The organism is Clostridium saccharoperbutylacetonicum N1-4(HMT), from assembly GCF_000340885.1.
Lineage (GTDB): Bacteria > Bacillota > Clostridia > Clostridiales > Clostridiaceae > Clostridium > Clostridium saccharoperbutylacetonicum.
In genome coordinates, this window is sequence record NC_020291.1 from 2,445,037 (window position 1) to 2,469,068 (window position 24,032).

The 24,032-nt window shown below is 30.2% G+C and carries 17 protein-coding genes; 16 read left to right on the forward strand and 1 reads right to left on the reverse strand.

Going from position 1 to position 24,032, the window contains the following annotated elements:
- Window positions 1-421: 421 nt before the first annotated feature.
- From CSPA_RS10835 to CSPA_RS10890, 12 genes are all read left to right on the forward strand, one after another.
- Window positions 422-1,309, forward strand: coding sequence for an AraC family transcriptional regulator (locus CSPA_RS10835; protein ID WP_015392307.1), 888 nt, complete (start codon window positions 422-424; stop codon window positions 1,307-1,309).
- Window positions 1,293-2,399 carry a glycoside hydrolase family 88/105 protein gene (locus CSPA_RS10840; protein WP_015392308.1) on the forward strand — a complete coding sequence of 369 codons (1,107 nt, stop codon included), beginning with the start codon at window positions 1,293-1,295 and terminating at the stop codon, window positions 2,397-2,399. Before CSPA_RS10835 ends, CSPA_RS10840 begins: the two co-directional genes overlap by 17 nt.
- A 5-nt stretch (window positions 2,400-2,404) precedes the next feature.
- Window positions 2,405-3,271 (forward strand): GRP family sugar transporter, encoded by an 867-nt coding sequence (locus CSPA_RS10845; protein ID WP_015392309.1) that lies wholly within the window; start codon window positions 2,405-2,407, stop codon window positions 3,269-3,271.
- A 24-nt stretch (window positions 3,272-3,295) separates the two neighbouring features.
- Window positions 3,296-4,555 carry an ABC transporter substrate-binding protein gene (locus tag CSPA_RS10850; protein ID WP_015392310.1) on the forward strand — a complete coding sequence of 420 codons (1,260 nt, stop codon included), beginning with the start codon at window positions 3,296-3,298 and terminating at the stop codon, window positions 4,553-4,555.
- 81 nt (window positions 4,556-4,636) lie between these two features.
- The gene (locus CSPA_RS10855; RefSeq protein WP_015392311.1) at window positions 4,637-7,117 is read left to right on the forward strand and encodes a hypothetical protein; all 2,481 of its coding nucleotides are present in this window, start codon (window positions 4,637-4,639) and stop codon (window positions 7,115-7,117) included.
- Window positions 7,114-7,986 carry a carbohydrate ABC transporter permease gene (locus tag CSPA_RS10860; protein ID WP_015392312.1) on the forward strand — a complete coding sequence of 291 codons (873 nt, stop codon included), beginning with the start codon at window positions 7,114-7,116 and terminating at the stop codon, window positions 7,984-7,986. The genes CSPA_RS10855 and CSPA_RS10860 overlap by 4 nt, the downstream gene beginning before the upstream one ends.
- On the forward strand, window positions 7,976-8,827 hold the full coding sequence (locus CSPA_RS10865) for a carbohydrate ABC transporter permease (protein ID WP_015392313.1): 852 nt from the start codon (window positions 7,976-7,978) through the stop codon (window positions 8,825-8,827). Before CSPA_RS10860 ends, CSPA_RS10865 begins: the two co-directional genes overlap by 11 nt.
- 694 nt (window positions 8,828-9,521) lie before the next feature.
- On the forward strand, window positions 9,522-12,482 hold the full coding sequence (locus CSPA_RS10870; RefSeq protein WP_015392314.1) for a beta-galactosidase small subunit: 2,961 nt from the start codon (window positions 9,522-9,524) through the stop codon (window positions 12,480-12,482).
- Window positions 12,483-12,787: 305 nt separating this feature from the next.
- A complete protein-coding gene (locus CSPA_RS10875; protein WP_015392315.1) occupies window positions 12,788-13,624 on the forward strand; it encodes a sugar phosphate isomerase/epimerase family protein in 837 nt (278 codons plus the stop codon).
- 286 nt (window positions 13,625-13,910) lie between these two features.
- Window positions 13,911-15,728 (forward strand): beta-glucoside-specific PTS transporter subunit IIABC, encoded by a 1,818-nt coding sequence (locus CSPA_RS10880; RefSeq protein WP_015392316.1) that lies wholly within the window; start codon window positions 13,911-13,913, stop codon window positions 15,726-15,728.
- Between the two features lie 19 nt (window positions 15,729-15,747).
- Window positions 15,748-17,202, forward strand: a complete 1,455-nt coding sequence (locus CSPA_RS10885) for a glycoside hydrolase family 1 protein (RefSeq protein ID WP_015392317.1) — start codon at window positions 15,748-15,750, stop codon at window positions 17,200-17,202.
- A gap of 14 nt (window positions 17,203-17,216) precedes the next feature.
- Window positions 17,217-18,068 (forward strand): PRD domain-containing protein, encoded by an 852-nt coding sequence (locus CSPA_RS10890; protein ID WP_173682147.1) that lies wholly within the window; start codon window positions 17,217-17,219, stop codon window positions 18,066-18,068.
- A gap of 483 nt (window positions 18,069-18,551) precedes the next feature.
- Here CSPA_RS10890 and CSPA_RS10895 read toward each other — a convergent pair whose 3' ends face one another.
- On the reverse strand, window positions 18,552-19,442 hold the full coding sequence (locus tag CSPA_RS10895) for an IS1/IS1595 family N-terminal zinc-binding domain-containing protein (RefSeq protein ID WP_015392319.1): 891 nt from the start codon (window positions 19,440-19,442) through the stop codon (window positions 18,552-18,554).
- Between the two features lie 481 nt (window positions 19,443-19,923).
- Between CSPA_RS10895 and CSPA_RS10900 the strand changes: the two genes are divergently transcribed.
- The 4 genes from CSPA_RS10900 to ilvD all read left to right on the forward strand — a co-directional run bounded on the left by CSPA_RS10900 (window position 19,924) and on the right by ilvD (window position 23,981).
- A complete protein-coding gene (locus CSPA_RS10900) occupies window positions 19,924-20,304 on the forward strand; it encodes a hypothetical protein (RefSeq protein WP_015392320.1) in 381 nt (126 codons plus the stop codon).
- 122 nt (window positions 20,305-20,426) lie between these two features.
- Window positions 20,427-21,194 (forward strand): IclR family transcriptional regulator, encoded by a 768-nt coding sequence (locus tag CSPA_RS10905; RefSeq protein ID WP_015392321.1) that lies wholly within the window; start codon window positions 20,427-20,429, stop codon window positions 21,192-21,194.
- Window positions 21,195-21,296: 102 nt separating this feature from the next.
- Entirely contained in the window at window positions 21,297-22,184 is an 888-nt protein-coding gene (locus CSPA_RS10910) for a dihydrodipicolinate synthase family protein (RefSeq protein WP_015392322.1), read from the forward strand.
- Window positions 22,185-22,244: 60 nt separating this feature from the next.
- Window positions 22,245-23,981 (forward strand): dihydroxy-acid dehydratase, encoded by a 1,737-nt coding sequence (gene ilvD, locus CSPA_RS10915; protein ID WP_015392323.1) that lies wholly within the window; start codon window positions 22,245-22,247, stop codon window positions 23,979-23,981.
- Window positions 23,982-24,032 lie beyond the last annotated feature (51 nt).

Below are 24,032 nucleotides of genomic sequence, written 5' to 3' on the forward strand. Positions count from 1 at the left end.
ATATATTTGCAAAAAGTTAAATTTGTGTTATGATAATTAAAAATGTGAATAAGTTAATTGATAAGGCAAAGGAGTCTATTTTATATAACTGTGTAAGTTGTATGAAATTGGCTCCTTTTTATATAATAAAAAATCCTTTATTTAAATTAAATATACTCAACATAGTGCGGGTTTATTGAAAATGCGGTTTTAGAAACTTTTGCACTATTTTTCTGATGCTCAAAATAGTGGCTAGAAATGAGATATACACTATGTTAAGCTAATGTATACGTTAGCTTACTGTAAGTAAATGCCAAAATGTTGCTAAAAAAACGAGTTAAAATTAGCACTAATATGACAATTTAAGCGTATTTTTTGATTTTTTTTCATTACTTTTTTCATGTAAGCGATATATAATGGATTTATAAAAGGAGATGATATTATGAAACAAAAAGTAGTAGACATGGATAAGGTACTTTTAGATAATGAATTTTTTGTGTTTCATAAAATAGATGATTCTCATTTTATGGGGAGACCACACTTTCACGATGGATTTGAAATTCATTTTACATTAACTAATGAAACTACATATTATGTTGATGGTAGAAAATTTGTAATGGATTCCGGAGCCATAGCAATTTTTAATTCTGAAGAAATTCATCGAGTAGTAGTGGATAACAAAAAATTGTACGAAAGATATTGCATACTATTTAAGCCTCGATTTATCGATGTTTTAAAAGATAATTCCCTTGATATTCTTCAAGTATTCACTAATCGAAGAAAAGGTTATAACTGTATTCAACTTAGTGAATTATCAAAGGAACAATTAGTGAAATTATTTAATGAACTGATAAATTACTATCAAGATTCAGAAAGCAAGTTTCAAGATTTAAAGATAAAAGTAAAGTTTATAGAAATTCTTATAATAATATCTGAACTTTTTAATAATTTTCTTGAAGATAAAAAAAATATAAACTATGAAGGTAATACACAATTTTATTCCTTGTTAGATTATATTAAAAATAATTACATGGAAGATAGTAATTTAGATGATTTAGCCAATGAATTTTATATAAGTAAGTCTACGATTATAAGATTGTTTAAGAAGAATATTGGTATGACACCTACACAATATTTAATTTATATTAGGATAATGGCTTCTAGAAATTATCTTGAAGCTGGTTATAGTGTGAAAGATGTGGCATATAAAATAGGATACAAGGACGAATCCAGTTTTATTAAAAAGTTTAAAGAGTTACAAGGCATCTCCCCGAAGCAATATATGTTGAATTTACAACGGAAGGGGTTAAAAGATGAAAAATACTATTGAAAATTATCTGAATTTAGTAGTTAATAACTTAATTAATTTAGATAATCAAGGTGATTTAGCAAATGAATTTGTAAGTGTTTCTACAGCTGAAGCAGAAAAAAAAGGTTTTTTTGCTAGAGATTTTGGAATGGATCAATGGGATTGGCCACAAGGTGTAGGAATATTTGGACTTAGCCAAAACTTAGAAAAGAATAGGGAATACATTGTTAATTGGGCTAAAACAGAAATTAACAAAGGGCTGCCTACAAAAAATATAAATACTATTTGCCCATTGTTATCCCTAGTGGACTTTAAAGAATTTGAACAACTTTCGTTAGAGTGGATGAGTTGGATTGATGAGAATTTTCCAAGGACATATGAAAGTGGACTGCAGCATATTACTTCAGGAGTAGATAAGTTTTCTCTTAGATTAAATGAAGGTCAAATTTGGATAGATACTTTATTTATGACTGTATTATTTATAGGGAAAATGGGAATGAAATATGATAAGCAAAAATGGATTGATGATTCAGAATATCAGTTTCTACTACATACAAAGTACTTAGTTGATAGAGAAACAGGTTTGTTTTATCACGGCTGGGACTTTACTAATAATTCAAATTTTGGAGGAAATTTCTGGTGCAGAGGAAATAGCTGGTTTACAATGGCAGTTCCATTATACTTGCGTTATTTAGAAGATAGATTACCAGAATCAATTGTAAAGTATTTAAAGAATCTATATATTAACCAAGTAAGGGCTTTAGTGAAATATCGTGGAGAAGATAAATTGTGGCATACAATTATTAATGATAGCAGCTCTTATACAGAAACCTCTGGTTCTTCAGGTATCATTGCAGGTATCTATATGGGAATCCAACAAGGATTATTAGGAGCAGAAGAATTTGAAAGCTTTTGTAAGGAATCTGTTGATGCATTGATTGATAGGATTGATGAAAAAGGAAATGTCCTTGGTGTATCAGCTGGTACAGCAATTAGTAACAATAAAGAAGATTACAAAAATATTATTACAGCTCCTATGGCGTATGGCCAAGCTATGATGATTTGCGCATTAACAGAACATTTAAATTACCATAAGCAGAAAGGACAGTAATAATAATGAGTGTTATTATTTATCTTTTGCCAGCTCTAGGTTGGGGGTTAATGCCAGTTTTTGCATCGAAAGCAGGTGGCACACCTAAACAACAGCTATTAGGCACAACAATTATAGCATTCTTAGTAGGACTAGTATTTAGTATAATTGCAAAACCAACATATACGGGACAAGCTTTTATGATTTCATGTATGTCAGGAGTTTTCTGGACCTTTGGACAGCTATTTCAATTTAAAGCTTTAAAAGAGGCTCCTGTATCAAAAGGAATGCCAGTTTCAAATGGTACACAATTACTATTTACTACTCTTGTTTCTGGAGTGATTTTAGGAGAATGGGCTTCAGGTAAGCAAACTATTTTTTCACTAATTGCTTTAGGCTTAATTATTTTTGCAATTTGGCTTTTAGCCAATGAAGGAGCAAATAAGCAAGCTTCAGATAGTAAGTCAGGAAGTAAGGGTTGGATTATTTCGATGATAATTTCATCCTTGTTTTTAACTGGATATGTGACAACGAATGCTTACTTTAAAATATCTAGTTTTGAAATCTTTTTTCCTCAATCATTAGGGATGATAGGTACTGCTTCAATAATGTACATTATTTCTAATAAAGAGGAAAAAGCAGGCTTTAAAAACGCTATAAGAAACTGTGTTACAGGGTTGTCATGGTCGATTGCAAATATTTCAATATTTTTTACTGCAAGCCGCTTGGGTGTAGGGTTAAGTTATACGATTTCTCAGCTATGTGTGTTTGTGTCAATTTTTGCAGGCATTATTATTTTAGGCGAAAAAAAGACATTAGGAGAAAAGAAAAGAATTTCTCTTGGAGTTATTATATTCTTATTTTCCATTGTCGTTTTAAGTATATATAAATAATTTAAATTAGGGAGGAAAAGATTTATGAAAATGATTAAAAAATTAATATGTTTAGGAATAGGCTTATCTTTAGTAGCAGGTCTTGCTGGATGTGGTAATTCAAAATCAGCATCAAGTAACACAGTTAGATTATTTGTATCAGGGGATAAATCAGAAGGAAATGCTTATTCAAAGATGGCAGAAAAATATGAGAAGGAAACTGGGGTTAAAGTTGAAGTAACTGATATACCTTATGATGATTTAAAAACAAAAATTTCTAAATCAGTACAAGCTAATGATTCACCAGATGTTGTTCGTACATCACAAATATCTCCAGATTGGTCAGATTCATTACAAGATTTAACTAGTATTGCTCGTTCAGGAAATACAATGAAGAGCTTAAATATTAATGATGAAAAAGGTACTGTTAAGGGATTACCAACAGATGTTACAGCAGTTGGAATGTTCATAAACACAGACTTATTCGATAAGGCTGGAGTATCATATCCTACATCAAAAGACAATGTTTGGACTTGGGATCAATTCTTACAATCTTTAAAAACAGTATTAGATAAAAGTGATGCAAAATACGGTATGGTAATGGATGCATCAGACCATAGATTAAGAGCATTTACATATCAATTTGGTGGAAAAAACTTCTTTGTAAATGATGCAAAAGATTCATATACTACTGATGACAACACTAAAGCAGCATTACAAAAATTTGTTGAATTAAATGATAATCATATTATGCCAAAATCAGTTTGGACAACAGGTGAAGATCCATCTGCTATGTTTAAGAGTGGACGTGTAGCAGCATATATGTCAGGAAGCTGGCAAATTAATGACTTCAGCACTAACATTACAAACTTTAAATGGAAAGCTGTATTCATGCCTTACGAAAAAGTTAGAGCAACAAATATGGGTAGTAACTTTATGTTAGCATTTAAAAATGGAAAGAACCCTGAAGGTGGTCTTAAGTTCTTACAATGGTTATACACTAAAGAAAACTATCAACAATTATGTGAATATGCAGGATATATTCCAGCAGTTGAAGGTTTAGATATTAAACATGAAAAAGGTCAAGATGCATACAAAACTTTTAGTGAAGAAATTGCAGCGGCAGCACAACCAATTAGCAGTCAACAAACACAAGATGAAGTAACAAAGACAATGACTGGTTACCGTGGTTTATCAGGTGCTCTTAAGAAATCAATGATTAAAGTTATAAACGGTGAAGAAAAAGTTGATGATGCAATAAAAGATACAATTCAAGATTACAATGAAGGTTATTTGAAAAAATAAATTAACATTAATTTAAATTATAGGAATCAAATAACAAGTTAGTATTTGATTCCTATATGTATTTTGGGAGGGATTATTAAAATGAATTTTTTTACCTATGATTTGATAAAGGGCAGTTCGTTAAACATCTGGAAATATTCTGAGTTAAAGTCAGAACCTGTTGTAGCTCCTTATTGCACGATGGAAGGGGAAATAAACGCAACTGAAGGTTATTTTGAAATTGATTATCCTGTTAGAAAAGATTTTTTAACTAGGATACCAGAAGTTATACCATTTAACAAAAATGAACTATTTCCTAATCTTTATTGTGGATTTGAAAGCCCTAGGGTAGATTTTTCTTCATTTTTAAATACACCTCACTGGGTACATACTTCTTTGTTCAACAATATTGAAAGTAATATAGATCAAACAGTTTCTTTTTCAATTATTACTTGTGGTCGTGTAGTTATCTGGGTTAATGCAGAGCAAATTTTGGATTTCTCGCCTTATAGCCGTAATCATGGGTCAGAAATAATTGCTGAACTGCCATTAAAAGCAGGAAAAAATGAGGTTGTTGTTTATTTAGATGATCTTGCAGAACGTGATGTAAACTTCTTCTTTGAAATGAAGCTATTATCAGAGGTTCAATTAACTGTAAAGGTTCCATTAGATTATGAAGCTCGCGAATTAACAGAAAATATTAACTTTCTAGAATCTTTATATTTTGAGAAAGATGTTTATTTAGAAGGGAACGTTATTGTTAATTCTGATACAGCCTTTGATGGTAAAGAAGTTAGAATTAGCTATGGAGAACAGTACTTTCAATCAGAAAATGAAGCAAGTGGTGATATCACAGATTTTCATAGAGAAGATCAATGTTTAACAGTAGCAAAGGGTGAAATTCTAATAGGAACAGTAGAAAGTATTCCTACAGCAGGTGTGACAACAGTTTATGTAAGTGTAAGGATGTCAAATAAAGATTGGCTTATAAAGAAGCTAGTTTGTTGTATATATAATGAAGGTGAATTACACATTTCTTTAGGAACTTCTATTGAAGAAAGAAAACAAAAGGCTTTAGAAATTTTTTCGAAGCTTGAATTAATGGACATGAATAGTGCATTAGCAGAATTTGCAGTAACAAAAAAATTAAGTGAAAAAGCATATGAAAAAATAAAACCAGCCATAGAAATGGTAAAATCTAAAGGTGATTGTGCAGATTTTATGTTTTCTCCTTTGCTAGCTGTAACTACAAAATACCATAATGAGTTACCAGATGAGTTTAAAGCTATTATGAAGGAATGTGCTCAAGATTTTAGATTTTGGATTGATGAACCAGGTAATGATGTTATGTGGTATTTCAGTGAAAATCATTCATTATTATTTCATACTTGTCAGTATTTTGCGGGATATCTATATAAAGAAAGTAATTTCACAGCAGCTTCTAGAACAGGTAAGGAACAATATGAAATTGGTAAAAAGCGTTTAGAAGAGTGGTTTGATACCTTCTTTGCTTATGGTTTTTCTGAATGGAATTCAACTACATATTTACCAATAGATTTAATTGGATTTTTCAGTTTATATTTAGCTGCTCCTGATAATGATATTAAAGAAATGGCTAAAAAAGCTTTAGATTTCACATTTAAAGTGATAGCAGTTAATTATCATGGCCGTGTTTTATCTTCTACTTTTGGACGTATTTATGAACATGACATTAAAGCAATGCGAATTGGTGAAATTTCTAATGTCTTGGCGATTGCATGGAATAAAGGGTACTTTAATAATGCATTAAGAGCATCAACTTTATTTTGTATGTCAGACTATGTTCCACCAAAGGAATATATAAATTTCATTGATTTAATGGAAGAAACTACACTTGAAGCTAATTACCTTCAAGGGATTAATAAAGTTGAAACTTATTTATATAAAACAAATGCTTATTCCTTAGCAGGTGCAATTAAATACAATCAATATAAAAAGGGGCACCAACAACATATGATGAATATTTCACTCGGAAATGATGCCACTCAATTATGGATTAACAATCCTGGTGAGTATGCGCATAGTGGTGAAAATAGGCCAAGTTATTGGGCAGGAAATGCCAGCTGTCCTTCAATTGTACAATACAAAAATATTCAGGTTTTAGAATATAATATTGCTGATAATCTGATTCCAAAGATTCATTTGTATTTGCCGCATTGGAGTTTATCAGAAATTCAGACGAAAGATAAATGGTTATTTATTCGTAAAGATAATGCTTATTTAGGTATCTTTTTCTCTGAAGGTTTAACTATTGAAAATCAAGGCGATACGAGAGGCAAGGAAGTATATGCATTAGGACATAAACATCGTATTCTTGTAAAATGTTCATCATTAGAAGAGGCAGGATCTTTCCAGAACTTTATTGATAGTTTAAATAAGCTTAAAATCAATGATAGAGAGATTAAACTAAATGACAGTCAATTAGGAGAAATTAAATATCAAGATGAAGACTTATTTATCAATGATAGAAAAATAGAAAGACAAAAAACTTATGATATTAAACCAACTATTGAGAAACTATTAGGAAAAGAGGGGAGAAAATGAAAAAATTTTCAAAGAATAAATGGCCGTTATTTTTTACAGGAATAAATATTGTTCTATTTTGTTTATTTTTCCTTTTGCCAGCTATACTAGGATTATATTATTCATTAACTGATTATAAGGGATATTCAGGTGAAAAATTTATAGGATTAGCAAATTACATGGAGTTATTAAAAGATAAGAGCTTCTATAAAGCACTATTAAGAACTGCAGAATATACAATTGTTGATGTACCTATATTGTATGCTGTTTCATTATTAGTAGCAGTTATGTTAAATAATGATAAGGTAAAAGGTAAATTTATTTCTAAAATTATATTTTTCTTACCTTGGACAATTTCAGGAATTATAGCCGGTGTAATTTGGCGTTGGTTATTTGGTGAAAATTTTGGTTTCATAAATTATGTAATCAGTGAACTACATGGAGAGCCAGTTCCTTGGTTTACAAATGGTAATTTTGCATTTATGGTAATTGTATTTGCTTCAGTATGGAGTTATACAGCCTTTAATATGTTACAATTCATGACTGCATTGAAAAATATTCCAAAATCTTTGTATGAAGCAGCTGATATTGATGGAGCGAAATGGATTGATAAATTTAGACATATTACGCTTCCAACTTTAAAGCCAACTTCTTTCATGGTTATTTTGCTTGCAACAATCAACGCAATGAAAGAATTCGCATTAATTCAGTCCTTGACTAATGGAGGACCAGGTACAGATAATATGTTAATTGTACAATATATCTATTCAACTGGTTTTGATAAAATGCGTGTTGGTTATGCATCAGCAGCATCAATGGTATTATTTGTTGTTTTACTAGCATTAGGTATAATTCAAATGAAGATAGGAGGAAGCAGCAATGAAGAATAAATCTCAGGGAGCATCTGTTTTATATGATAAAACGTCATCATCATTATTAACTGTTGGATTATGGATTGTAGCTTTCCTATACTTGTTTCCATTACTATGGTTTATATTAAGTTCTTTTAAACCAGGGAGTGAACTATTCTCATATCCATTAACCTTATTACCAAAGAGTCCAACCTTTGATAATTATGTTAATTCATGGTCGACTTTGGATTTCTTTACATACATTTTAAATACATCAAAGGCAGCAATAATTACAACAATTCTTACTGTATTAGCTAGTGCTTCTTGTGGATATGCATTTGCTAAGTATGATAGAAAATGGTTAAAGTTTTTCTTTATGTGTGTTATTGCAACAACAATGTTACCAACAGAAGTTATTATGAATCCAACTTTCTCTGTTATTAAAATGTTAGGATTATATGATAGCAGCGCAGGTATCATAATTCCATCGATCAATACTGCTACAGGTATCTTTATGTTTAGAACTTTCTTTGTATCAGTACCTGATGACTTAATTGAATCTGCACGTATTGATGGAGCTTCTGAAGGAAAAATCTTCTTCCGTATAATGTTACCTTTAGCTAAACCTGTTATTATGGCGTTAAGTATCTTCTCTTTCCAATGGAGATGGAATGACTATATTTGGCCATTAATAGTTTTAAATGATCCTAAGAAATATACTTTACAAGTTGCTATTAGAAGTTTAGTAGGAGCTGAAAATATTAACTGGTCACTACTAATTGGAGCATCTGTAATTTCATTAATTCCATTATTACTTGTATTTATTGTATTCCAAAGATATATTTTAGATTCAAATGTAACAAGTGGATTAAAAGACTAAAAATTAATAAATGGTGAATGTTTAATGATGAATGATTAAGTGAGAAATTACAAAGTAAAAAGTGAGAATCAAAATTATATATTTTGTTATTCGAACTTTCTATGAGAGTTTCAACTGATATTATTCATCATTAATTCTTTATAAAAAGGAATACACTCTCTTTGAGTGAAGAGTTTCAAATTATATTATTAATTATTTGAAAAAACTAATTGTTCAATTAATCGAAATGGAAGAGATTAAAGCTGAAAATAAGAAACTCAAAGAACAATTAGAAGTTCTTTGAGGAAAATTATATGAAAAGTTATAAATTACATTGTTTATGTGTAGTCTATGTGTAAATGCCATGACAAGGGGCTTGTAATGCCTTGTACACGAGATATAGACGAAAGGAGGATTTAGTGAGTAATTGGTAAAGATATCCAAGGCGAGAATTAGACTTATGCAACAATTACCGAAATCTTATACATTTATCTTCCACAGGACTAGTGAAATTTTTGCTGGAAGGTTCTAAATAAAACAAGTCCCCATTAAGAACCATCATCAGCTCAATTTCACATGCCTGCTTCCAGAAAAATGTATCTGATTTCTAGTGTGGTGTTACGATTATAATTTCTCAATAATACATATATATTACATTTATAAGTTGAATTATTAATTTGGATATCTATATATACACTCTCACTAAAGATAAGCTATGATTGATTATACTATTTTATCTGACTCAAAAAGAATTCAAATTAATCGAGAACCTACTAGAGCATTTTATGTTCCTAAAGGAAATGATGGCAGCAATTACAATTGCTTGGATTTAAATGGGGAATGGGACTTTAGTTATTATACCTCTCACAAAGATATTCCAACTGATTTTTTAGCAGAAGATAATTTTGAAAATAAAATAATGGTTCCAGGAAATTGGCAGATGCAAGGCTACGGAAAGCCTCATTATACCAACATAAATTATCCATTTCCAATAAATCCACCCTTTACTTATGATAATATTCCTACTGGTATTTATAGGAGAAATATAAATCTAGAAGCTTATAATGTAACAGATAATTATTTTATAAGATTTGAAGGGGTAGATAACTGTTTTTATTTATATATTAATAATAAGTTAGCTGGTTTTAATAAGGGAAGCCGAAATGGGTCTGAATTCAATATTAGTGAGTTTTTAAAGGAAGGAATTAATACTGTTACGGTTGTGGTTTTTCAATGGTCAGATTCTTCATATATAGAAGATCAGGATATGTGGTGGTTAAGCGGAATATTTAGAGAGGTCACATTAATAACAAGACCAAAGAATTTTATCTTTGATTTTTTTATAACTACTACTTTAGAGGATAATAATGCTAAGGTTTCTTTGGAACTAAAATCATATATAAAAGAGGGATTACCTTTAACAATTACTATTTCTGATCAAGATCAAGTCTGCGTTAAAAAAGCATTAACAGTAAATGAAAACTGCTCAGTAGAATTTATTATGGAAAATCCAAAGCTTTGGACAGCAGAAACTCCTTATTTATATGAATTAAGCTTGGAAACAAAAGAAGAAATAATTACGCATAGGTTTGGTATTCGTCAAGTTGAAATAAGTGAAGGCTTAATTAAAATTAATGGGACACCAATTACTTTTAAAGGTGTTAACCGTCATGAATTTAATGAAATCTTTGGACGCACAATTTCTAATGAACAAATGGAGACTGAAGTTAGGTTGATGAAGGAAGCTTTTATTAATGCTGTAAGAATGTCTCATTATCCACAGCATCCTTATTTTTATTATTTGTGTGATAAATACGGCTTGTATGTTATAGACGAAGCTGATTTAGAATGTCATGGGATTGGTTCAACTGGAGATAAAAATTTATTAAGCAGTGATCCTCATTGGCTGCCAGCTTATATGGATAGAATGGTTCAAGTGGTAGAACGCGATAAAAATTTCACTTCAATCATTATATGGTCTGTTGGAAATGAATCTGGTAATGGTACTAATCATCATGAAATGATTGATTGGGCTAAACAACGTGATCCTAGCAGGCTGCTACATCATGAAGGGGAGTCAAGGGATTGTGTTAATGCAGAGACAAAAGCTTATGAAAGAGATGTAGAACATGCTGATTTTAATTCTACCATGTACACAGAATTTCATGTTTTACAAAAGGTTGGAGAAGATGCTGCTATAAAGAAGCCTTTTATTCTTTGTGAATATGTTCATGCAATGGGAAATGGACCTGGTGGTTTAAAAGAATACTTAGATTTGTTTAATAAGTATCCTAAATTACAAGGAGGCTTTATTTGGGAATGGCGTGATCAGGGAATTAAGAAAGTATTGCCAAATGGAGATATAACATATTTATATGGTGGTGACTTTGGTGACTATCCAAACGATTATAACTTTGTTTTAGATGGCTTAGTTCAGCCAGATATGACTCTTAGTCCAAGTTACTTTGGAGTTAAAAAGGCTTATCAGCCGATTAGTATAGATCAGTTAGATGATAGAAATTACAATTTGATTAACTCGACAGACTTTACTATTTTTGAGGATATGAATATTAAATATGAAATCTATTCACAAGAGGAGTTATTTGTTAGTAAGGAAATTTTAATTAGAGAATTGCTGCCTAAAGAGAGCATAACAATAGAAGTACCAGTAGATATAAAAGAAGAAAATACTGATATAATAATAAAATTTACTATTCCTGAGTTATCAGATAAGTATAATGTTTTGATCACCTCAATTAAGGAAGCGTTTGTGTTAAGACATCATATAGCAGATACATTGGAGACAAAAGATAAATTTATAATCAATACTAAGGATAAGAACAAGCTTGTTGCAACCTTTGGTGATAAACAATTAAACATAGCATTAAAAAATGGTGATTGGGAAATTTGCACCTTAAATAATCAGTTGCCAATCCTTGCAAAACCTAAGCATAATTTTTGGAGAGCAATAACAGATAATGATTTTGTTTCTGCTCATATGTGGAGGGAATTTGGAGTGGATCACTTGATGTCTAGGACTAAAAGTGTAACCTTGAATCAAAATGTAGAAGATAAAATTAGTTTAACTGTATCAGAGAATTATGGTGCATCAGCAAAATATTGGGGAATTGATTTAACAACTACTTATGTATTTAACAGTAATGGTTGCATCAAAATTAAAGTTGCAGGTACGCCAATTCACAATTACCCAGAAACTTTACCTAGAATTGGATTAAGTTTCAATTTATCAAAGGAATACTCAAAGTTTAATTGGCTAGGAAGAGGGCCATTAGAATCATATAACGATGCACTTAATGGAACAACCTTTGATTTTTATAAGCAAGACATTGAGGAGCTTGGCTTTAATTACTTGTATCCACAAGAAAATGGCAATCATTTTTCAACTTATTGGCTACAAGTGGAGAATTCTGATATAGAAAACAAATTGATGATTAAAGGAGATAAAACTTTTGAATTTTCAAGTCGTCAGGTTACACAAGAAAATCTAGATGAAGCACGACATATTCATGAATTAGAGAAAACAAATAACATTTATCTTTATTTAGATTTTAAGCAGCATGGAATAGGCAGCCGAAGCTGTGGCCCCGACGTTCAAGAGCAATATAAATTAAAACTAGAACCTTTTGAATACACATTTGATTTGTCAATTTTATAGTACTTATGTTGCTATTAACAATGTCAAATCTTCAATGATCAATGAGTGATTTAGGTTGATTTCCTTAGGAAATCTCTATGTTTTGAATAATTTTTTTGCAACATATATAAGTTCTAATTAAGTTTTTACATTTTCATTCAAGAAATTCTGACGGGGGTTCTTGAACAATGGCAGCTGATAATTGAACATTGTTAATTGAAATCTACGAAACGATAAGATGTGGCGTGGAAATGTTGGGCTAATAATTGAATATTGTTAATTTGAATATTTAAGAGCGTATTTAAGTATAAGAAAGGAAGGAAACTATGAGAATTGGAATTAGAGCACATGATATTGAACATGATAGTTTAGAGGAACTAGCAGAAATTGCACATAAGAAGAATATAAAAAGTTTTCATTTTGCGCCCAAAAAGGTAATTAATGAATTTCACATTAAAAAAGGATGTTTAACACCAGGTTTTGCTCAATATGTTAAAAATATTTTGCGAAAAAATGAGTTGAACATAAGTATACTTGGTTCTTATGTTAATTTAGCAAATCCTAATGATGATGGACTTAAGGAGGAAATAGAAACCTTTAAGGAACATATACGCTTTGCAAAATACATGGGAGAAAGTGTAGTTGCTACTGAGACCGGCTGTTACAATAGAGAATATGTTTATACAGAAAAAAATGATACTGAAGAAGCCTTTCAAAGGTCTTTAAATTCCATAAAAGAAATTGTTGCAGAAGCTGAAAAATTTGGAATTGTGGTTGGGATAGAAGGAAGTATAGAACATGTAATGAGTACCCCTCAGAAACTAAAAAGATTATTAGATAATGTTAAATCAAATAATCTGCAAATTGTTTTTGATCCAGTTAATTTAATTGATGCAAGCAATTATGATAAGATGGATGACATAATAAAAGAGTCCTTTCAGTTATTTGGAGATAGAATAATTTGTGTACATACAAAAGATTTTATTTATAAAGATGGAAAGCCTAAAAGAGTTTCTATCGGAACAGGGCAATTTAATTATCCTTTATTGTTATCCTTAATAAAAGAAAGTAAGCCATTCATTGATATAATATTAGAAGAAACTGTGAATGAAGATAGGGATGCAAGTATTAAATTTATAGAAGAAACCTATAAGAAAATATAAGTTGGTGTCTATGTTCATTAATTTTAGGAGTTTATTTAGAAATTTAGTGATGTTATTATTGAGGAGTAAGCTATTCATTAAAAACAATCTATAAACGTGTTGACGTTTACTTTGATTCGTGATATACTTCACACATAACATAAAAAGAATATAAATATCAGGCATGTGACTGGTAATGCAGGCAGGACTTGAATAAGCTAATATTTTATTAGTTTATTTGAGTCCCTTTTTATTTTGGCCAAATAAAAAGTCTACTAAGATTATTTAATGAGAGGAGACTAATAATATGAATTATAAAGAAGTAGCAGCAAAAATTTTAAAAGCCGTAGGTGGAGATGAAAATGTTGAACATTTAGAACATTGTTCAACAAGATTAAGATTCAACCTTATTGATAATAGCAAAGTAAAAGTGAAAGACCTTGAAAATATTCCTGAGGTAATTGGTGTTAAGCAAAATGTACAATGCCAAGTTATTATTGGAAATGCAGTTGTTGAGGTATACGATGAGGTAAAAAAACTTATTTCTGATAAAGGAACCAGTGTTAACAATAATAAAGAGAAAAGAAAAATAGGTGCAATAGTTTTAGATTTTGTTATAAGTGTATTCCAACCGTTGATTCCGGCTATAGCTGGAGGTGGTATTTTAAAGTCACTCTTAATGCTTTTAAATATGCTAGGTATATTATCAAATACTACATCTACATATAAGATATTAAATTTTGTTGGTGATGCACCATTATATTTCTTACCATTATTAGTAGCAATTACTACTGCTAATAAAATGAAAGTTAATCCATTAGTTGCAGTATCTGCTGTTGCAGCACTATTAACACCTAATTTAGCTAAGATGCTAGGAGATGGAACTTTATTTTTTAATATACCAGTACAGAATATAAACTATGCATATCAAGTTTTCCCAGCAATATTATGCGTATTATTGTATTCACAGTTAGAAAAATTCTTTAATAAAATTAGCCCAAAGGTTATTCGTAGCTTCTTTGTTCCAATGATGTCGTTACTTATAACTGTACCAATAACTTTACTTGTTCTTGGACCAATAGGTTATAATTTTGGGCAAGGGTTTGCAGGTGTAATATTATTTGTTTTTGGTAAATTTGGTTGGATAGCAGTAGCAATCTTAGCAGCATTCTTGCCGTTTATGGTAGTTACAGGTATGCACAAAGCAATGATTCCTTACGTTATTACTTCTTTAGGTCAATCAGGTAGAGAATTAATATATAATGCTGCATCACTTGCACATAATATCTCAGAAGCTGGCGGATGTTTTGCTGTAAGTATTCGAACAAAAGATAAAGCATTAAGATCTACTGCTGTATCAGCAGGTATATCAGCATTATTTGGGATTACAGAACCAGCATTATATGGTGTTACAATTTTACATAAACGTGTACTTTATGGTGTAATGATTGGAGCTTTTACAGGTGGTGCTTTCTTAGGAGTTCAAGCAGTTGAAGCATATGTAGCAGTAGGACCAGGAATCGCAAGTTTATCAATGTTTATTTCTGAAACCTTACCAAATAATTTAATGAATGCGATAATGGGCTTAGGGGTTTCATTTGTAGCTTCATTTATTGCAGTATCAGTTTTATGGAAAGAAGAAGCACCTAGTAAGGAAGCTGAAAAAGTTGAAAATAATAAAGAAAAATTTAATGCACCATTAGAAGGAGAATTAATTCCCTTAAGTGAAGTAAAGGATGAAGTGTTTTCTAATAAATTAATGGGTGAAGGTTTTGCAATAATTCCTTCTAAGGGAGAACTATATGCTCCAATAGACGGTACAATTGAAATGATTTTTGAAACAAAACACTCCTTAGCAATGAAATCAGAAGAGGGTACTGAAATTTTATTTCATGTAGGATTAGATACAGTGAATTTAAAAGGAAAATACTTCAATCCAGAAGTTTCTGTTGGAAAGAGTGTAAAAAAAGGCGATTTACTGTTAAGCTTTGACTTAGATAAAATTATTGCAGAAGGTTTTGATCCAGTAACAGCAACAATTATTACAAATAGACCTGATGCGAAAATAGGAACTGTAGAAAGTAAAAAGGTCACTAAGAAAGATAATGTTTTTGAAATAAATTAGATTGGAGTTGATTTATATAATGTCATTTAGAGAAGATTTTTTATGGGGAGGAGCAATCTCAGCAAATCAAGTTGAAGGTGCCTTTGATGCTGATGGAAAAGGAATGTCCGTAGCTGATGTAGCAAGTTATAAGCCGAATTTGAGTGTAGAAGACTATGCTGGTCATAATAAGGTTACTTTAAAAATGATTGAAGAAGCAAAGGAAGATCAAACTACGGAATTCTATCCAAAGAGAAGAGGAATTGATTTTTATCATCATTATAAAGAGGATATCGCTTTGTTTGCTGAAATGGGTTTTAAAGCTCTAAGAATCTCTATCGCCTGGACAAGAATTTTTCCAACAGGAGAAGAAAGTGAACCTAATCAAGAAGGAATTAAATATTATAAAAGTATATTTAAAGAACTTAAGAAACATAATATTGAACCAATTGTTACATTATCACACTATGAAATGCCATTGCATTTAAGTTTAAAATACAATGGATGGGTAGAGAGAAAATTGGTTGATTATTTTGTTAAGTTTGCAAAAGTATGTTTTGAGTCTTTTGGAGAATATGCTAAGTATTGGTTGACCTTTAATGAAATAGACAGTGTTGGAAGACATCCATTTACAACAGCAGGAATTATTCCAGATAAATGTCCAGAAGGAAAGATTGATGAAGCTATATATCAAGCTTTGCATCACCAATATGTCGCAGCAGCTTTAGCAACAAAAGAATGTAGAAAAATCATAAAAGATAGTAAAATGGGATGTATGCTAACCAAGCTTACAACATATCCAAATACTTGTAATCCAGAAGATGTATTGCTTTCGTTAAATAGTAATTTAGGAAATCATGTTCATGCTGATATTCAGATATTTGGAGAATATCCTAGATTATATAAAACCTTCTTGAAAAATAACGGAATTAAAATTAAAATGGAAGAAAATGATGAAGAAATATTAAAGGAAAACACAGCTGATTATTTATCTTTCAGTTACTATATGTCAAGAACAGAGTCGGCAGATACGACTAAAGAAAAGGCATCTGGAAATACTATAATGGGTGTGAAAAATCCTTATCTGCCTTCTACAGAATGGGGCTGGCAGATTGATCCTGTAGGTCTGAGAATATCATTAATTGAACTATATGACAGATATAGAATTCCATTAATTATAGTTGAAAATGGTATGGGAGCTAAAGATGTAATTGAAGCAGATGGAACTATTCATGATTCCTATAGAATTGATTATTTCAGAGAACATATAAGAGAAATGAAGAAAGCCGTTGAAATGGGAGTTGATTTAATAGGTTATACTAGTTGGGCACCTATTGACTGTATAAGTGTTTCTACTTCTCAAATGAGCAAAAGATACGGCTTCATATACGTTGATCAAGATGATGAAGGAAATGGAACTATGAAAAGATTAAAAAAGGATTCTTTTATCTGGTATAAAAATGTTATAAAAACAAATGGAGAAATTTTAGAATAGAGATAATAGGGGGAATGAGCTTGAAAATAAAAAAAGTACTTAATTCTAGTGTGGTTTTAGCTATTGACGAGAATAACAAAGAATTCGTTTGCTTGGGCAAAGGTATAGGCTACAATAAAAAAAATGGAGATATGGTTGAAAAAAAGAGTATCGATCAAATTTTTATGCCTGTAGAAAACATTCAAATAAATGAGTATTTAAGCCTATTAGATTCAATTCCCCCAATATATCTTGATATAACTCAAAAAATTGTTTCAAAAGCTGAAAAAGATTTGGACTCTAAGCTTAACATGAGTATATATTTTACATTAAGTGATCATTTGAATTTTGCAGTAGAAAGAGCAAAGAAGAATATTAATATAACAAATCGTGTTTATTGGGAAATAAAAAATTACTATTCAGAGGAATTTAAAATTGGATTATATGCTTTAGAACTTTTAAATGAAATAACAGATATCAAGCTTCCAGAAGAAGAAGCCGCAAATATTGCTTTTCATTTAATAAATGCTCAATCACAAAGTAATGACTCAAGAGATAGTATGAAATATGCTAAAATGATTGGTGGAATTGTTAATTTGGTTAGATATTCCATTGGAAGCGACTTAAAGATGGAAGGAATTCATTATCAGCGTTTTATTACACATGTTAAATTTTTTACAGAACGGTTTTTTAATGATGTAATGTTGAAAGATGAGAATGATCCAATGTTTGAACAGATAGCAACATTATATCCAGAAGCAATGGAAATTGCTTTTAAAATAAAGGATTATATAAAAAAGGTTTATGACGGAGTTATTCCAAAAGACGAATTAACTTATTTAGCAGTTCATATAAATAGATTGCAAGCTTATAATGAAATAAATTAATATGATGAGCTTAATAGGCTGATTATAAATTTGTGAATCATTTCCACCATAAAACCCACGAAAATTGAAGTTGATTTTCGTGGGTTATTTAATTGTGTGAGAAAGTAAACTACTTATAAAGTAAGTAGAAGAAAAGAGGCTAGTGCAAATGAACAGAAGAAATTTCTTGTGCTAAAATAAATGCCGGTCTAGCCATGTAAAAACAATTACTTTGTTAAACGGTGAAAAATGGAATCAATTTAGTTAGTGTAAATGTTAATGTGATATTGACATTTACAGGTAGCACTACTATCGGTTTTTAATTTGATTTTAAAGGTTATTAGTAGATTAAGATATCTCTATTATGAAATATTCTTACATATATAAAAATAACTCCATAAGTTCAATTAATATAAAATAAAAAATAACAAGCAATAAGATATTAACTTTTATTTTATATGTGGAAATGTTTAAAATAAATGTTGTTAACAGAAGACATATGAATTATAGTGCTACGCCAATTGGGTTTATATTGGATATTACTATATCATATGTCTTAATAAATCTGTTTTCAAGAGATAATTTTTTGAAGATTTCCATATAATTAATTTCTTTTTTTGTAAGAAATAATATAAAAAGTGAAAGATATTTTTCTAAATATTTTGAAGCAACACCATGAAATTTTTTTAGCCATTTCTCTAAAATAATTTGGAATGACCATATTATTTTATCATTCAGAACTTCTTTTGTACGCCTTTTATTATGTGCTTTTGCTACTAAAGAAATATATCGATCACCATATGGTACTATATAAGCTTTCTCATCAATTAAATAATAAATTTTTTTATTAAAGCTAGGTAAATGCCAATGACATCTTGAAATTGGTTTAACTATAATAGAATTTTCACCGCTTTTAGCAGCTACAACCCAAATATTGTGGCGTACTGTTACAGTGATATTTCTGCTTCCTTTAAAATTCTCAGGAATTAATTTCTTAGCAATATGTACATCTCCTCTTAAATTTGATGGAACACTCTCATAGTTAAGTCCCTGCAATACTTTATGTCTCCAATAAAAAGCTGTAACTAAGCTTATTTCCAATTTTTCTGCACAAAATCTTAAGGATTTTCTTTCAAGCACATATTCAGTGAATTTGATCCATTTAGTAGATTCCTTTTTAGAATAACTCCATAAAGAATTAGAGACATTAGAAAACGTTTTGCCGCATTCTTTGCATTTATATCTTTGAATTCCTTTAAATGATCCATATTTGATGTAGTGTTTTGACTCACAAGTAGGACATTTTTCAATAATTCTATTTAAATAGATATCCTTTTTTATCAATGCAGTAATATGAGAGTTTAATAAATTTAAATTGGCATCAGTTTTTATCAAGAAAATTACCTCAATTCATTGTTAAAATATAAATTAAATATTCAAATCATCTTAATAATTGCCTAAATAGTAAGTTTCTAAACATTACCAACATTTATTTTAAACATATATATATGTGATATTTTATTACATAAGCATTAGCTGTTAAGCAAATTATTAGTTGTTAAAATATTTGCTTAATAGCTTGCTTTTTTAATATAAATTTTTTAAATGCAGTCAAATAATTAGAAAAACAAGTGGTAAAAAGGTAAAGTTTTTAATTAGCATTGCTATAGATTTTTAAAAAATTATCAAAGGTATTCACAGATTTTGATATTTCTATTATTGAATATTATTAATTATAAAATATGCATATATAAGCTATTATGGTAAAATAAGTTTAGCAATCTGAAAATATGTTCTTTTGAATCGTGGCTCATTAAATAGAAAGATTCAAATATAGATTTTTAGTAATGTAGAAAATAAATTGGAGGCATAGAAAATGAAGAGAGAGTTGGGAATTGCACGTTGTGGACTAGCTTGCTGTTTGTGTTCAGAAAATGAAAAATGCACTGGGTGTAATACAAGTGAATGTCCAGATAAAGCATGGTGCCAAAATCGAAAATGCTCTATAGAAAAAGGTATAGATGGTTGCTATTCATGTGAAAAAGAGTGTCATAAAGGGCTTTTGAATAAAGTGAAACCATATGGATTTAATTTATTTATTAAGAGATACGGAATTAATGAATTTCTTGATTGTTTAGAAAGAAACGAAAAAGAAGGTATTATATATCATAGAGAAGGAATAATTGGTGACTATGATGATTTTGATAATGTTGAGGAGCTTATTGCATTTATTAAAACTGGAATTAAGCAAATCTAATTAAAGTATTATAATTAATCATATTATCTAAATTATGTAATTGACAAAATAAAAAGCAAGATATATAATATGTACAACAAATGGAATGGCATTCCATATATGGAACGAAGGGAGAGGGGTGCTTGAATACAGCAATTTTAAGAGGAATAGAAGTTTTAAGGTTTGTGGGTGAAAGCGATGAACCTGTTACTATAGCTGAAATAAGCAAGTTTCTTGATATACCTAAAACGAGTGTTTTTAACATAGTTAATACATTATTAAGTGAAAATTTTCTTGTGATAAATAACCCAAGATTAAAAAGTTATGAATTAGGTATTGGTGTTTTTGAACTTGGAAGTTTGTATTTAAACAAAGCTGAATTAACAAAAATATCAAGTTCAATATTAGAAAACTTATCTAATAAGGTTGGTGAAACCGTATTCTTGGCTGTAGCAAATGATAATGAACTCGTATATTTAGATAAAAGGGAATCAAAAGGTAATTTGAGAACAACTGGCAATTTAGGATCTAGGATATCAATGTATTCAACAAGTTTAGGTAAAGCTATATTAGCAACTTATAATGAAGCACAATTAAATAAATACTTTGATGAAGTTACACTTGTTCCGAAAACTTCTAATACAATAACAGATAAAGCGTTATTATTAGAAAATTTAAATTCAATTAGAGAAAGAGGCTATTCTATTTCTAATGAAGAAAATGAAGAGGGATTATTTTGTATCGCGGTACCAATATATAACAGAGTAAGTCAAGTAATAGCAGCAGTATCTATTTCTACACTAAAAATAAAAATTAGTACTGAACGTATAGATGAGTATAAAGAATACTTAACTATGGCTGCTTTAGATATATCCAAGAAATTAGGTTATGCAAAAGAAAGGTTATATTAATTTTAAGATGACTTTAACTGTCATCTCAAAGTTAATATATTAAAAATATAATTTCAATATGGAACGCTGTTCCTAATACGGAACGATAAGAGGAGGAATTTTATGTTTAAAGGAATTTATACGCCATTAGTCACACTTTTCGATGAAAATGGTAACATTGACAAGAATAATTTAAAAATTTTAATCGAAAAATTAATTGATGATGGTGTAGATGGGATTGTAATACTGGGGTCCGTTGGAGAATTTTTTAATATTTCTTCTTTAGAAGATAAAAAGGATTATATCCAGTTTGTATCTAAGGTTGTAAAGGGAAGAGTAAAATTAATAATTGGAACAGGTAGCAATAATATAGAAGAGGTTATTGAACTTAATAATTATTCTAATGATTTAAAAGCTGATGGCGTTTTAATTATAACTCCATATTTCTTTGGGCTAGATGAAAATTATATGTATGAATATTACTCAAAAATAGCGCAAAATACGAAATTACCTATTATAATTTATAATTTTCCTGCTAAGACATCTATAAATCTATCATATGATTTAATACTTAGACTAGCAAACGAATTTAATAATATTGTTGGTATTAAGGATACTACCGATTCTATGAGTAATGTTAGAAGATTTGTACAAAAGATTAAGAAAGTCCGTAAAGATTTTTGTGTGATTTCTGGGTTCGATGAATATTTGTTACCTAACCTATTATCTGGTGGTGATGGTATCATAGGAGGCCTAACCAATATAAATGCAAAATTATTTACAGATGCTTATAAAGCTTTTTTAGATAAAGATTTTGAAAAATTGTTGATTTATCAAGATAAAATTAATAATATGACTGAACTATATGACTTAACTAATCCATTTATCGTAGGACTTAAAGAAGCTGTTAAGGTCTCTCTAAAATTGGATATAAACACAACTATTAGAAATTATGATATTAAAATCGATGAAGAAATTAGAGGGAAAATAAAAAAACTTGTGCAAAGTTAAATAAAGGTTGTAATTATATTTCAAAGTTAAAAAAATTTTATTTATGAAAGGAGCTTTTTAATGTTAGATAAATCTATAATACAAAAAAGTACCTCAGAACGTAAGCTGTGGTCACAATTTGATTCTCTACAAATGGGAATGGATTGGGATGAAGAAGATATTAAAAAACCTCAAATTCTTATTGATGATGTATTTGGTGATAGCCATCCAGGAAGTTCTCATCTTATTGGATTGACAAATCAAGTAAGCATTGGTGTGTATGAAAAGGGAGGACGCCCAGGGCAATTTCATGTTACTGATATTTGCGATGGATGTGCGCAAGGGCATGATGGTATGAATTTTGTATTAGCTTCGAGAGAGGTTATTGCAGATATGGTAGAAATTCATAGCTCATTTGTTTCTTGGGATGGGATGGTTTTGATTTCTTCTTGTGATAAATCAATTCCTGCTCATCTTAAGGCGGCAGCTCGTAAGGCTATACCAACTATATTTGTTCCAGGTGGAAGTATGAGACCAGCACCAGATATGTCAACATCAATTAAGGCTGGAGATATTTCATTAAGAGAAAAGAAAAAAGATGCCATAACGGCTGAAGAAGTTCGTGATTTTAAGTTAACTGGTTGTCCATCTGTCGGAGCTTGTCAATTTCTTGGTACTGCAAGTACTATGCAATGTATGGCTGAAGCTCTAGGTTTGGCATTACCCGGAAGTGCACTTATTCCTGCTACAATGAGAGATATAACAGCTATGGCTAGAAAAGCTGGAAGGCAAATTATGAATTTAGTTAAGGCTAAAATTACTACAAAGGATATACTTACTCCAGAAGCATTTTATAATGCAATTGTTGTACATGCAGCTATAGGTGGTTCAACTAATGTTATGTTGCATCTCCCTGCCATTGCTTATGAATTAGGTATAGAATTAAAACCAGAGCTATTTGATGAGATTAATCATAAGATTCCACATATAGGAAACATATACCCTAGTGGGGAATATCCAACTGAAGCTTTTTGGTTTGCTGGTGGAATTCCTATGGTTCAATGGTTATTAAAGGATTATTTATATTTAGATGTATTAACAGTAACAGGTAAGACTTTAAAAGAAAATCTTGAAGATATAAAGAAGGATGGTTTTTTTCAAAGAATAGAAGGATATCTCCGTAATTATGGATTAAGCCGTGAACAGTTGATAAAGCCAGTTGAAACAACAAAGGAAATGGGATCTATTGCAGTTCTTAAAGGAAATTTAGCTCCAGAGGGTGCAGTTATTAAATATGCAGCAGTATCAGAAAATATGATGTATCATGTAGGAGCTGCAAGAGTTTTCAATTCTGAAGAAGAATGCCATAAAGCTATAATTGAAGATAAAATTAATCCTGGAGAAATATTGATTATCAGATATGAGGGACCTAGGGGGTCTGGGATGCCAGAAATGCTTATGACAACAGAAGCCATAGTATGTGATAGTAGATTAAATGGATCAACAGTTTTATTGACGGATGGGCGTTTTTCAGGGGCAACGAGGGGACCATGTGTTGGGCACATATCACCTGAAGCAGCAACAGGAGGACCAATAGCGTTAGTAGAAGATGGAGATTTAATCGAACTTGATATAAAGGAACGTAAGCTTAATATTGTTGGAATAAAGGGGAAAACATATACATCTGAAGATGTTGAAAAAATATTGGCAGAACGAAAAGCAAACTGGATACCTTACAAAATAGAAAAAAGAAAAGGAGTATTTGGACGATATACAAAGTATGCTGTATCAGCCATGAAAGGCGCTTATTTAGAGTAAGGCGTATTATAAACATTCTGTAAACGATTAGCTTTGTAGACCTTGTTAATT